We start from the raw sequence: 12273 nt of genomic DNA on the forward strand, positions 1-12273 counted from the left end.
TTCCTCACGGCACCAACAGCAAAAAAGGGATTCAGAACGTGGTTCTGAATCCCTCGGTCTTGCTCAATTAGGCTGTGTTGCGAGGTGCTAATTCCTCTGTATCAGGAACTTTACCTTCAACTGACGCGGGCCTGACGCACGCCTTCGGACAGCGCCTTGCACAGACCCAGCACACCATCGACCGCCTGCACCGGCGTGGTCGCATTGGCGATGTGATCGATCAGTGCCGAGCCCACCACCACACCGTCCGCCAGGCGGGCGATGGACGCCGCCTGCTCCGGAGTACGGATACCGAAGCCGATGCTGATCGGCAGATCAGTGTGTCGACGCAGGCGAGCCACCGCTTCTTCGACATGCTCCAGAGTTGCGGCACCGGCACCGGTCACACCGGCCACCGACACGTAGTAAACGAAGCCCGAGCTGCCATTGAGCACTTTCGGCAGACGCGCATCGTCCGTGGTCGGGGTGGTCAGGCGGATGAAGTCCAGACCGGCAGCCTGTGCCGGGTCGCACAGTTCATTATTGTGCTCTGGCGGCATGTCGACCACGATCAGACCGTCGACGCCCGCTTCCTTGGCATCAGCGATGAAACGTTCAACGCCATACATGTGGATCGGGTTGAAGTAGCCCATCAGTACCAGCGGCGTGTCGCTGTTGCCTTCGCGGAACTCACGCACCATCTGCAGGGTTTTCGCCAGATTCTGCCTGGCGCCCAAGGCACGGATGTTCGCCAGTTGAATTGCCGGGCCGTCGGCCATCGGGTCAGTGAACGGCATGCCCAGCTCGATCACGTCGGCGCCAGCGCCGGGCAGGCCTTTGAGGATCGCCAGCGAGGTGTCGTAGTCCGGATCACCGGCGGTGACGAAGGTCACCAGCGCGGCGCGATTCTGTTGCTTGAGGTCGGCAAAACGGGTTTGCAGGCGGCTCATCAGTGTTTCTCCTGCTTGGACTGTTCCATGTGATGCATGACGGTCTGCATGTCTTTGTCGCCACGGCCGGACAGGTTGACCACCATCAGGTGATCCTTCGGCAGTTTCGGCGCGCGCTTGAACACTTCAGCCAACGCATGAGCGCTTTCCAGTGCCGGGATGATGCCTTCGAGGCGGCAGCACTGGTGGAACGCAGCGAGGGCTTCGTCGTCGGTGACCGAGGTGTACTGAACGCGGCCGATGTCATGCAACCAGGCGTGCTCAGGGCCAATGCCCGGATAATCGAGACCGGCGGAAATCGAGTGGGCGTCGATGATCTGGCCATCGTCGTCCTGCAGCAGGAAGGTACGGTTACCGTGCAGCACCCCCGGCACGCCGCCGTTGAGGCTGGCCGCGTGCTTGCCGGTCTCGATGCCGTAACCGGCAGCTTCGACGCCGATGATCTCGACGCTCTGGTCGTCGAGGAACGGGTGGAACAGGCCCATGGCGTTGGAACCGCCGCCAATGCACGCCACCAGGCTGTCCGGCAGACGACCTTCCTGGGCTAGCAACTGCTCGCGGGTTTCCTTGCCGATCACGGCCTGGAAGTCGCGCACCATGGCTGGGTACGGGTGCGGGCCGGCCACGGTGCCGATCAGGTAGAAGGTGCTGTCAACGTTGGTCACCCAATCACGCAGCGCTTCGTTCATCGCGTCTTTCAGCGTCCCGGTGCCGGCCACCACAGGAATCACTTCGGCGCCCAGCAGCTTCATGCGGAACACGTTGGCCTGCTGCCGCTCGATGTCCGTGGTGCCCATGTAGATCACGCAATCCAGGCCGAAACGTGCGGCCACGGTAGCAGTCGCCACGCCGTGCATGCCGGCACCGGTCTCGGCGATGATGCGTTTCTTGCCCATGCGCCGCGCCAGCAGGATCTGGCCAATGCAGTTGTTGATCTTGTGCGCGCCGGTGTGGTTCAGCTCTTCGCGCTTGAGGTAAATCTTCGCACCACCGCAGAACTCGGTCAGACGCTCGGCGAAGTACAGCGGGCTCGGACGCCCGACATAATCACGCTGGAAGTAGGCCAGCTCTTCTTTAAACGCTGGATCTTCCTTGGCCGCTTCGTATTCACGGGCCAGATCGAGGATCAACGGCATCAGGGTTTCCGCCACGTAGCGGCCGCCGAACGCGCCGAACAGGCCGTTATCGTCAGGGCCGCTGCGCAGGTTGGAGGTGTTCGAAGTCTGGGTCATGATGTGCTCCAGGTGAATTCGGGTGAGAAGACAATGGCGCCCACTCTACCCCTGACCTTCCAGGCTGAAAACCGATAAGATCGCCACAACTTGTCAGGAAAACTCACAGATACCATGAGCCATGACCTTCCCCCGCTGAATGCCTTGCGCGCATTCGAAGCCACCGCCCGACTGAACAGCGTCAGTCAGGCGGCCGAGCAGCTGCACGTCACTCATGGCGCAGTCAGCCGGCAGCTCAAAGTGCTTGAAGCGCATCTGGGCGTGAGCCTGTTCGTCAAGGATGGTCGCGGCTTGAAACTCACAGATGCCGGAGCTCGTCTGCGCGATGCCAGCGGCGAGGCCTTTGATCGCTTGCGCAGTGTGTGTGCCGAGCTGACGCAGAGCACCGCTGACGCGCCGTTCGTGCTTGGCTGCTCGGGAAGCCTGTTGGCGCGCTGGTTCATTCCACGCCTGGGCCGGCTGAATGCCGACCTGCCGGACTTGCGTCTGCACCTGTCGGCTGGCGAAGGTGATCTCGATCCACGGCGCCCGGGTCTCGATGCCTTGCTGCTCTTCGCCGAGCCACCATGGCCGGCAGACATGCAGGTCTACGAACTGGCCGCAGAACGCATCGGCCCGGTGCTGAGCCCGCTGTTCAGCGGTCATCAACGCCTGCAGGCAGCGCCGGCGTCAGCCTTGCTCAGCGAGCCGCTGCTGCACACCACATCGCGTCCGCAAGCCTGGCCGAGCTGGGCACAGCAAAATCACCTCGACGCCAAGGCGTTGAAGTTGGGGCAAGGTTTTGAGCATTTGTATTATCTGCTGGAAGCCGCAGTGGCCGGACTTGGCGTGGCAATCGCGCCCGAGCCGCTGGTGGCCGAAGACCTGAAGGCCGGTCGCCTGGTTGCACCGTGGGGCTTCTGCGAAACCCCGGCGCAACTGGCGTTGTGGCTACCCAAGCGCGCCGCAGACGGGCGCGCCCGGCAACTGGCGCAATGGCTCAAGAACGAGCTGCGCCAGACGGATCACTCGCCGCGCTTGAACAGCAGGTAAGCGGCCAGCAGACCGATTGCACCGACGGCCACACCGGCAGTGGTCCAAGGATGTTCCTGAGCGTAATCGCGGGTGGCGATGCCGGTCTCGCGGGTTTTCACTTTGACTTCTTCATAGGCGTCGCTGAGCAGGCTGCGCGAATGTTTCAGCGCGCTTTCAGCGTTGCTCTTGAGTGCCTTGAGCGTCTTGCGCGACTCGTCCGAAGCATCGTCTTTGAGGCTTTCCAACGATTTGAGCAGACTCTCGATCTCGGCTTCCATGCTTTGCAACGAGGCTTTACGTAAAGAGGTGTTGGCCATGGTGGCTCTCCTGCATTGGTGATGAGTGGCGTGTGTTGGTTGGGACTTCAGCAGTTTGAGAAAGTGCAGAAAATCTGAACTTCGCTTGCATCGAGCCGCCGAAATCAACAGTGCAGATTCACTGCTAGTCTCAAATCCACACGTCAAGGAGATCGCCATGAGTGACCATCACACCTACAAGAAAGTCGAGCTGGTCGGCTCGTCCACCAGCAGCATCGAAGACGCCATCAACAACGCGCTGGCCGAAGCCAACAAGAGCATCAAGCATCTGGAGTGGTTTGAAGTGGTCGAGACGCGTGGCCACATCAAGGACGGCAAGGCTGCGCATTTCCAGGTAACCCTCAAAGTCGGCTTCCGCATTGCCAGCAGCTGAGTTTGGGCTACGCTTCTGAACTTGCGCGCTGGCCGAGTGCCATAGGAATGGCAAAGCGCTACAAGGTGAGCGCATCGGCATAGCCGGTGCCCGCCTCTTTTAATCCGACCAGGGAGTGCGACCGATGAAGAAGTTCATATTGGCAGTAGGTTTGTTGAGCCTTGCGGGTGGCGCGTTGGCTGCTGGCAAGCCTTGTGAAGAGTTGAAAAGCGAGATTGCGGCGAAACTGGATGCCAAGCACGTTTCCGGGTATTCGCTGGAAGTCGTCGACAAGGGTGCGGCCGCAGACGGCAAAGTCGTCGGCACCTGTGAAGGCGGCGCCAAGGAAATCGTCTACAAACGCGGTTGATTGCGCCTGAAATGCAAAAGCCGACGCGAAGGCGTCGGCTTTTTTGTGGGCGATGATTTACATGCAGGAGCTGCGGCACGCTGCGATCTTTTGATCGTGGCTTTGAAAAATCAGATCAAAAGATCGCAGCCTCGTTTCACTCGACAGCTCCTACAGGGCGCCGCGTTTATCCTTTCATGACCTGCGCCAGCAGTTCGTAGGAATGTACGCGATCGGCGTGTTCATAGAGATCGCAAGTGAAAATCAGCTCGTCGGCCTGGGTCTGCTCGACCAGCACTTCCAGTTTCGCGCGAATCTTCTGCGGGCTGCCAACCATCGCCAGGCCGAGGAAATCCCCCACCGCCTCGCGCTCATGGGGCAGCCACAGGCCGTCCATGGTTTTAACCGGCGGACGCTGCACCAGACTCTGCCCACGCATCAACGCGAGGATTCGCTGGTACACCGAGGTCGCCAGATAATCGGCCTGCTCATCGGTATCCGCCGCCACCAGCGGCACCCCGAGCATCACGTACGGTTTATCGAGCACCGCCGAAGGCTTGAAGTGGTTGCGATAGACGCGAATCGCCTCATGCATGAAACGTGGAGCGAAGTGCGAGGCGAAGGCGTAAGGCAAGCCGCGCTCACCGGCCAGTTGCGCACTGAACAGGCTGGAGCCGAGCAGCCAGATCGGCACATGGGTGCCGGTGCCGGGCATCGCGATCACCCGCTGGTCCGGGGTACGCGGGCCGAGGAAACGCGCCAGCTCGGCAACGTCTTCCGGGAAATCATCGGCACTGCCGGAACGTTCGCGGCGCAGGGCGCGGGCCGTCATCTGGTCGGAGCCGGGCGCGCGGCCCAGCCCCAGATCGATGCGTCCCGGGTACAGGCTTTCAAGAGTGCCGAACTGCTCGGCGATCACCAGCGGTGCGTGGTTGGGCAGCATTACTCCGCCAGAGCCGACGCGAATCGTCGAAGTCCCCCCGGCCAGATATCCCAACAGCACCGAGGTGGCGGAGCTGACGATGCCGTCCATGTTGTGGTGCTCGGCCACCCAGAAGCGGGTGTAGCCGAATTTCTCGACGTGCTGCGCCAGGTCCAGCGAGTTGCGCAGCGATTGCGCCGGGCTACCGTTCTCGCGCACCGGCACCAGATCGAGGGTGGAAAACTTTACGTCGGACAGTTGCTTCATAAACCTGCGTCTCCGAGTGGGGTGCAGGTTTTTTCTTGCGAACGAAAACCTGCCGAATTCATAAGCGTGTTCTGTGCAATGAGGGCATATACCCGAGTTTCAATAGCTGAGGGAAAAATCCTACTAAAAAAGTCAACGATTCACCTGAGCTGAACTTTGTCCCGGCGTCTATCCTCAGAAGCCTTGCAAGCAAAAACCACTACGGCGCGGCGTTCCGCGCCAGTTCTTGAGGAGGCAGACATGGCTATCGTGAAGAAAGCATCCGCACATTGGGCAGGCGATCTGAAAACCGGCATCGGCTCGATCTCTACCGAGACCGGCGTCCTCAGAGAAGCGCCTTACGGCTTCAAGGCCCGCTTCGAGGGCGGTAAGGGCACCAACCCGGAAGAACTGATCGGCGCCGCGCATGCCGGCTGTTTTTCCATGGCGTTTTCGATGATTCTCGGTGATGCGGGTCTGAAGGCCGAGAGCATCGATACTCAGGCAGAGGTCACACTGGACCAAGTGGATGGCGGCTTTGCTATCACTGCAGTCAAGCTGATTCTCAAGGCGAAAATCCCGGGGGCGACTCAGGCGCAGTTTGAAGAACTGAGCAACAAGGCCAAGGAAGGGTGCCCGGTGTCCAAGGTATTGAATGCGAAGATTACCCTTGAGGCTTCGCTGGTCAGCTGATTTGCGCAGTCTTCGACAAAGGCGTTGCTGGCACAGACGCCTTCGCGGGCAAGCCCGCTCCCACAGGATTTGGGTCGGCCCCTGACCTGTGGGAGCGGGCTTGCCCGCGAAGGCGATTTGAATAGCACCGCAATTGCTGAAGATGTGAGCGACATCAGAACCTGCGCTGCAAGAATATGGTCGAATAAGTGACAGCAGCTTCAGCGCACGCCCGTGCGCGCTGCCCCATGGAGCTTCAGGATATGAAACGTATTGGCTTGGCGATCCTCTGCAGTGCACTGGCCACTTCGGTTTTTGCGGCACCGAAAGACTGCGAAGAACTCAGGAAAGAGATCGAAATAAAGATTCAGGCTAAAGCAGTGCCGTCCTACACACTGGAAATCGTCAGCAAGGAAGAAGCCGCAAAACATGACATCGCCATGGTGGTCGGTTCATGTGAGAACGGCAGCAAGGCGATCATCTATCAGAAGAACGACAGCTGAGTCGTCTCAGTTAATGCAGTTGTAGTCGCGATCCTCGGCGACGATTTCGCGTTTGGCGTTGTACAGTCGGGCACTCGGTGTGAACCCTAGCGAACGACCTTCCAGCAGATAACGCTGGCCGGCTTCGAAATGGTCGTAGCGGATGTACAGGTAGCACAGGCGCTCGACCGGGCCAGTCATCAGCGCACCGCCGCCTCCAAACACCTCGAAGTCAAACCGCACCCGCAGCTCGTGGCTACCAGGCGTGACCTGAAAGAAACGCCCATCGGTCAGCCGTTGATTGTCCAGGCGCTCGGCCATCAGCAATTTGCCGCCCGGGGTCGGGGTTGAGAAATCGACCCAGGCCATTTGCGGATCGACCGGTGGCAGTGGCGTCTGGCAGCCGGCAATAGCGCCGACTGCGAGCAACAACATCAACTTGCGCATGATGGATGTCCAAGGATTCAGACCTCCAGCATAGCGCTGATCACGTGCGCTGACAGCCTGCCGGCGTGCCTTGGCCGACCACGTTGCGCTGCTCGTCATAGAGCTTCGCCCATGGCCGGAAGCCGATGCTGCCAGCTTGCAATTGATAACGCTGTCCGGCGTTGAATTCCTTGAATGTCAGCTTCAACTGGCAGTCGCGCCACAGAGGCTCGGCGTCGGGGCCGATGTTGGTGGCTTCGACCGGGAATTGGTAGCGCACCTTCAATTCGTGGCTGCCGGGCTGCACTTCGAAATAACGTTTGTCGACCGTGGCCCGGCTATCGACCTGCAGCGCTTGCAGCGCGGTGTCCTGTTGCCGGGCATCGAGATCGATCCAGGCTTGCGAGGGGTCAGGGTCGGGCATTCCGAATCCGGCACATCCGGCCAGCGTCAGCAGGCCTCCTGTCAGCAACAACATGCGCATAGCGAAGCTCCAAATGGCGGGATAGTCTTGCGGGCAGACTTTCCAAAGGATTTTTATTTTGAGCAGGCCGCTTCCAAACCATGGGTTACTTGATCGCGTTTTTCGGATTTTGTTTCCGGGTGTGATGTTTTTGTTGCTCAACGGTTGTTCCAGCGTCAGCTATTACAGCCAGTTGGCGAGCGGCCAATTGCAGTTGCTGCGCGCGCGCGAGCCAGTGGCCAAGGTGATCGCCGACCCGAGCCGCGACGCCAAGCTGCGCACGCACCTGAGCCAGTCACAGAAGGCCCGGAGCTTTGCCAGCGAACACCTGCACCTGCCGGACAACCAGAGCTATCGGCTGTACGCCGACATTGGCCGGCCCTATGTGGTGTGGAACGTGTTCGCCACCCCGGAGTTTTCCCTGAAGCCGCAGAACCATTGCTTCCCGATCGCCGGATGCGTGGCCTATCGCGGCTACTACAGCCAGAGCGCCGCGCGCGGCGAAGCGGCGATCCAGCGTCTGCAAGGCATGGATGTGTCGATTGGCGGCGTCGAGGCCTATTCGACCCTCGGCTGGTTCAATGACCCGATCCTCAATTCGATGATGGGCTGGGGCGATGAGCGCCTGGCCACGCTGATCTTTCACGAACTGGCGCATCAGCGCTTCTATGTGAAGGACGACACCGAGTTCAACGAGTCCTTTGCCACGTTTGTCGAGCAGGAAGGCACCCGCCAGTGGCGGGCGTTTCGTGGCCTGCCTGCGGATACCGACTCGCGGCTAAAGCAGCGTGATCAGTTCATTGAGCTGGTGCTGGAAACACGCTCACGCCTGGAAAAGCTCTACGCTCAGCCGCTACCGGCCGAGCAGATGCGCGAATGCAAAGCGGCGACGTTCGAGCAGTTTCGCCGCGATTACCGGGTCATGCGCGACAGCCAGTGGGCTGGGGACAAGCGTTATGACGCTTGGGTGAATCTGCCACTGAACAATGCGCGGTTGTTGCCGTTTGGGTTGTATGACCAGTGGGTGCCGGCGTTTGCGGCGCTGTTCAGGCAGGTTGGCGGGGATTGGGTGCGGTTTTATGTTGAGGTCGAGAAGCTAGGCGGGTTACCTGTCGCGGAGCGTAAAGCGGCCTTGAAAACTTTGGCCGGATCTTGAACTGATGTCGGCTGATCCGGCCTCATCGCTGGCTTGCCAGCGATGGCGCTATGATCAACGCCGCAAAAACGCCTGATGCAACTCGGCCAACGTCTCAAAGTGATAAGCCGGCGCCTCGGCACTCAACTCTTCAAAACTGCCAAACCCATACCCCACCGCCGCCGCGTCCACGCCGTTGCTGCGCGCGCCGATCAGATCATGCTTGCGATCGCCGATCATCAGCGTGTTGCGCGGATCCAGCCCTTCCTCAGCGATCAGGTGCGCAATCAGCTCGACCTTGTTGGTCCGCGTGCCATCCAGCTCACTGCCGTAGATCACCTTGAAGTGTTTGGCGAAGTCGAAGTGCCGGGCGATTTCCCGGGCGAACTCCCACGGTTTGGACGTCGCGATATACAGCTGTCGCCCTTGGCCGCTCAGGGTTTCCAGCAGCGGCGTGACGCCGTCGAACACACGGTTCTCGTACAGGCCGGTGACCTTGAAGCGCTCGCGATAGAAATTCACCGCCTCCCAGGCCTTGGCCTCGTCGAAGCCATAGAACTGCATGAACGCCTGCAACAGCGGCGGGCCGATGAAGTGTTCAAGTTTGCTCAGGTCCGGCTCGTCGATGCCGAGCTTGCTCAAAGCGAACTGGATGGATCGGGTGATGCCCTCTCGCGGGTCGGTCAGGGTGCCATCGAGGTCGAACAGTACAGTCTGATAATGCATGAGAAATCCTGAGCAGGTGTAGGTCGATTCAGGGCCGGTCGTAGCCTTCGGCCAGATGCAGGTCCTTGAGCTTCACGTAGTTCGCCGCGCTGTAGGTGAAGAAGGCGCGTTCCTTGTCGGTCAACGGACGGACCTGTTTCACCGGGCTGCCCACGTACAGGAAGCCGCTTTCAAGGCGCTTGCCCGGTGGTACCAGGCTGCCGGCGCCGATGATCACCTCATCCTCGACCTGCGCGCCGTCCATGACAATGCTGCCCATGCCGATCAACACGCGACTGCCGACGCTGCAGCCATGCAGCATGACCTTGTGGGCGATGGTCACGTCATCGCCGATCAGCAGCGGAAACCCGTCCGGGTTGAACGGCCCGGCGTGGGTGATGTGCAACACGCAACCGTCCTGCACGCTGGTGCGCGCACCGATGCGGATGCGGTGCATGTCGCCACGGATCACGGTCAGCGGCCACACGGAGCTGTCTTCGCCGATTTCGACGTCGCCGATCACCACCGCGGAGGCGTCGACAAACGCGCCTTTACCGAGCTGCGGGGTGTGATTCTGGTACTTGCGAACGGACACGATAATTTCTCTCTCTGTCGCCGATAGCTGCGGTGAGTGCCGATTGTAATTAAGATGGGCGCATGTTTCTCCCAGCCAAGGTGCCAACCGTGAGCGTGAACAACCCTCTTCTGCAGTCCTACGACCTGCCGCCGTTCTCCACGATCCGTGCCGAACACGTGCTGCCAGCCATTGAAACGATCCTGGCCGACAACCGCGCCGCCATCGCCGAAATTCTCAAGACCCAGGTTCAAAACCCGACCTGGGCCGGCCTGGTACTGGCGATGGACGAACTCAACGATCGCCTCGGCGCTGCCTGGAGCCCGGTCAGCCACCTCAACGCCGTGTGTAACAGCGCTGAACTGCGCGAGGCCTACGAGTCGTGCCTGCCGGCCCTGAGCGCCTACTCCACCGAGATGGGTCAGAACCGCGAGCTGTTCCAGGCTTATGAAGCGCTGGCCAACAGCCCGGAAGCCGCCAATTTCGACGTGGCGCAAAAAACCATTCTGGAACACGCCCTGCGCGATTTCCGTTTGTCGGGTATCGACCTGCCGGAAGCCGAACAGAAGCGTTACGCCGAAGTGCAGAGCAAACTGTCCGAGCTGGGCAGCCGCTTCTCCAACCAGTTGCTCGACGCCACGCAAGCCTGGACCAAGCACATCACCGACGAAGCCGCCCTCGCCGGCCTGACCGACTCGGCCAAGGCGCAAATGGCCGCTGCCGCACAGGCCAAAGGCCTTGATGGCTGGCTGATCACCCTGGAATTCCCGAGCTACTACGCGGTGATGACCTACGCCCAGGATCGTGCCCTGCGGGAAGAGGTCTACGCCGCCTACTGCACCCGTGCGTCGGATCAAGGCCCGAACGCCGGGCAGAACGACAACGGCCCGGTGATGGAAGAGATCCTCGACCTGCGTCAGGAACTGGCAAAACTCTTGGGCTTCGCCAGCTTCTCCGAGCTGAGCCTGGCCACGAAAATGGCCGAGTCCAGCGATCAGGTGCTGAGCTTCCTGCGCGACCTGGCCAAGCGCAGCAAACCGTTTGCCGCGCAGGATCTGCAGCAGCTGCGCGCCTTCGCCGCCGAACAGGGCTGCGCCGATCTGCAGAGCTGGGACAGCGGTTTCTACGGGGAAAAACTCCGCGAGCAGCGCTACAGCGTCGCCCAGGAAACCCTGCGCGCCTACTTCCCGATCGATAAAGTCCTCGGCGGCCTGTTCGCCATCGTTCAGCGTCTGTACGGCATCGAGATCGCCGAGCTGAAAGGCTTCGACACCTGGCACCCGGATGTTCGCCTGTTCGAAATCAAGGAAAACGGCCAGCACGTCGGGCGCTTCTTCTTCGACCTCTACGCCCGCGCCAACAAGCGTGGCGGCGCGTGGATGGACGGCGCCCGCGACCGTCGCCGCACCGTCGACGGCGTGCTGCAAAGCCCGGTGGCCAACCTGGTGTGCAACTTCACCCCGGCCGACAGCGGCAAGCCTGCGCTGCTGACCCACGATGAAGTGACCACCCTGTTCCACGAATTCGGCCACGGCCTGCATCACCTGCTGACCCGCGTTGATCACGCCGGTGTTTCCGGGATCAACGGCGTGGCGTGGGATGCGGTCGAGCTGCCGAGCCAGTTCATGGAAAACTGGTGCTGGGAGCCGGAAGGCCTGGCGCTGATCTCCGGTCACTACGAAACCGGCGAACCGCTGCCACAGGACCTGCTGGAAAAAATGCTCGCGGCGAAGAACTTCCAGTCCGGGCTGATGATGGTCCGTCAGCTGGAATTCTCGCTGTTCGACTTCGAACTGCACGCCACTCACGGTGATGGCCGCAGCGTGGCGCAAGTGCTGGAAGGCGTGCGCGACGAGGTGTCGGTGATGCGTCCACCGGCGTACAACCGCTTCCCCAACAGCTTCGCGCACATCTTCGCCGGCGGTTACGCGGCGGGCTATTACAGCTACAAGTGGGCGGAAGTGCTGTCGGCGGATGCCTTCTCCAAATTCGAAGAGGATGGCGTGCTCAACGCCGACACCGGTCGCGCCTTCCGCGAAGCGATTCTGGCGCGTGGCGGTTCGCAGGCCCCAATGGTGCTGTTCGTCGACTTCCGTGGCCGTGAGCCATCGATTGACGCACTCTTGCGCCATAGCGGCCTGAGTGAGGACGCAGCAGCATGAGTGAGGCACCTGTGATTACCAAGAAGCGCTTTATCGCCGGGGCTGTCTGCCCGGCGTGCAGCGAGCCGGACAAACTGATGATGTGGAACGAGGACAGCGTGCCGCACCGCGAGTGCGTGGCCTGCGGTTACTCGGATACGCTGAACGAGCAAGGGCTGTCGGTTCCCAAGGAACTGGGCACGCGGGTCAATACCAGCGCGCTCAAGCCGGCGCCGGACAAGACGGTCCAGGCCGTGCAGTTCTTTCCGAATCCGAAGCTGAAGAAAAAGTCCGAAGACTGAGCCGGCAAATAA

The 12273-nt window shown here is 60.8% G+C and carries 16 protein-coding genes; 8 read left to right on the forward strand and 8 right to left on the reverse strand.

The annotated features are described in order from the left end of the window. Positions 1-116: 116 nt before the first annotated feature. Entirely contained in the window at positions 117-929 is an 813-nt protein-coding gene (gene trpA / locus L6D63_RS22265) for a tryptophan synthase subunit alpha (protein WP_131671835.1), read from the reverse strand. After that, the gene (gene trpB, locus L6D63_RS22270; protein ID WP_121182962.1) at positions 929-2161 is read right to left on the reverse strand and encodes a tryptophan synthase subunit beta; all 1233 of its coding nucleotides are present in this window, start codon (positions 2159-2161) and stop codon (positions 929-931) included. The genes trpA and trpB overlap by 1 nt, the downstream gene beginning before the upstream one ends. Before the next feature lie 114 nt (positions 2162-2275). On the opposite strand from trpB, the gene L6D63_RS22275 reads away from it, so the two are divergent. Continuing rightward, on the forward strand, positions 2276-3193 hold the full coding sequence (locus tag L6D63_RS22275; protein WP_047297489.1) for a LysR family transcriptional regulator: 918 nt from the start codon (positions 2276-2278) through the stop codon (positions 3191-3193). Here L6D63_RS22275 and L6D63_RS22280 read toward each other — a convergent pair. Continuing rightward, positions 3166-3492 (reverse strand): ElaB/YgaM/YqjD family protein, encoded by a 327-nt coding sequence (locus L6D63_RS22280; RefSeq protein ID WP_003220391.1) that lies wholly within the window; start codon positions 3490-3492, stop codon positions 3166-3168. The two genes, L6D63_RS22275 and L6D63_RS22280, sit on opposite strands and share 28 nt — an antisense overlap. 157 nt (positions 3493-3649) lie before the next feature. Between L6D63_RS22280 and L6D63_RS22285 the strand changes: the two genes are divergently transcribed. Both L6D63_RS22285 and L6D63_RS22290 read left to right on the forward strand, forming a co-directional pair. Then, complete coding sequence (locus L6D63_RS22285; protein ID WP_027610201.1) at positions 3650-3865, forward strand: dodecin; 216 nt, start codon at positions 3650-3652, stop codon at positions 3863-3865. A gap of 124 nt (positions 3866-3989) precedes the next feature. Continuing rightward, positions 3990-4214 carry a DUF1161 domain-containing protein gene (locus L6D63_RS22290; RefSeq protein WP_047297488.1) on the forward strand — a complete coding sequence of 75 codons (225 nt, stop codon included), beginning with the start codon at positions 3990-3992 and terminating at the stop codon, positions 4212-4214. A 166-nt stretch (positions 4215-4380) separates the two neighbouring features. On the opposite strand, the gene L6D63_RS22295 is transcribed toward L6D63_RS22290, so the two are convergent. Then, complete coding sequence (locus L6D63_RS22295; protein ID WP_236170391.1) at positions 4381-5382, reverse strand: LLM class flavin-dependent oxidoreductase; 1002 nt, start codon at positions 5380-5382, stop codon at positions 4381-4383. Between the two features lie 240 nt (positions 5383-5622). Between L6D63_RS22295 and L6D63_RS22300 the strand changes: the two genes are divergently transcribed. Further along, positions 5623-6054 (forward strand): OsmC family protein, encoded by a 432-nt coding sequence (locus L6D63_RS22300; RefSeq protein WP_131671836.1) that lies wholly within the window; start codon positions 5623-5625, stop codon positions 6052-6054. A 242-nt stretch (positions 6055-6296) separates the two neighbouring features. Continuing rightward, complete coding sequence (locus L6D63_RS22305; protein WP_047297485.1) at positions 6297-6536, forward strand: DUF1161 domain-containing protein; 240 nt, start codon at positions 6297-6299, stop codon at positions 6534-6536. A 6-nt stretch (positions 6537-6542) separates the two neighbouring features. Here L6D63_RS22305 and L6D63_RS22310 read toward each other — a convergent pair whose 3' ends face one another. Together L6D63_RS22310 and L6D63_RS22315 are read right to left on the reverse strand one after the other, a co-directional pair. Beyond that, positions 6543-6962, reverse strand: a complete 420-nt coding sequence (locus L6D63_RS22310) for a PA0061/PA0062 family lipoprotein (protein ID WP_047297484.1) — start codon at positions 6960-6962, stop codon at positions 6543-6545. Between the two features lie 40 nt (positions 6963-7002). Further along, a complete protein-coding gene (locus L6D63_RS22315; RefSeq protein ID WP_047297483.1) occupies positions 7003-7425 on the reverse strand; it encodes a PA0061/PA0062 family lipoprotein in 423 nt (140 codons plus the stop codon). Positions 7426-7483: 58 nt separating this feature from the next. On the opposite strand from L6D63_RS22315, the gene L6D63_RS22320 reads away from it, so the two are divergent. Next, positions 7484-8560, forward strand: coding sequence for an aminopeptidase (locus L6D63_RS22320; protein WP_131671837.1), 1077 nt, complete (start codon positions 7484-7486; stop codon positions 8558-8560). A 54-nt stretch (positions 8561-8614) separates the two neighbouring features. On the opposite strand, the gene L6D63_RS22325 is transcribed toward L6D63_RS22320, so the two are convergent. Together L6D63_RS22325 and L6D63_RS22330 are read right to left on the reverse strand one after the other, a co-directional pair. Continuing rightward, positions 8615-9265, reverse strand: coding sequence for an HAD family hydrolase (locus L6D63_RS22325; RefSeq protein WP_047297481.1), 651 nt, complete (start codon positions 9263-9265; stop codon positions 8615-8617). 28 nt (positions 9266-9293) lie between these two features. Further along, entirely contained in the window at positions 9294-9839 is a 546-nt protein-coding gene (locus tag L6D63_RS22330) for a gamma carbonic anhydrase family protein (RefSeq protein ID WP_131671838.1), read from the reverse strand. Positions 9840-9901: 62 nt separating this feature from the next. On the opposite strand from L6D63_RS22330, the gene prlC reads away from it, so the two are divergent. Together prlC and L6D63_RS22340 are read left to right on the forward strand one after the other, a co-directional pair. Then, positions 9902-11980 (forward strand): oligopeptidase A, encoded by a 2079-nt coding sequence (gene prlC / locus L6D63_RS22335; protein WP_236170392.1) that lies wholly within the window; start codon positions 9902-9904, stop codon positions 11978-11980. After that, positions 11977-12261, forward strand: a complete 285-nt coding sequence (locus L6D63_RS22340; protein WP_007962808.1) for a YheV family putative zinc ribbon protein — start codon at positions 11977-11979, stop codon at positions 12259-12261. The genes prlC and L6D63_RS22340 overlap by 4 nt, the downstream gene beginning before the upstream one ends. The last annotated feature ends 12 nt before the right edge of the window (positions 12262-12273 follow it).

This window comes from Pseudomonas parakoreensis, from assembly GCF_021602155.1.
Classification (GTDB): domain Bacteria; phylum Pseudomonadota; class Gammaproteobacteria; order Pseudomonadales; family Pseudomonadaceae; genus Aquipseudomonas; species Aquipseudomonas parakoreensis.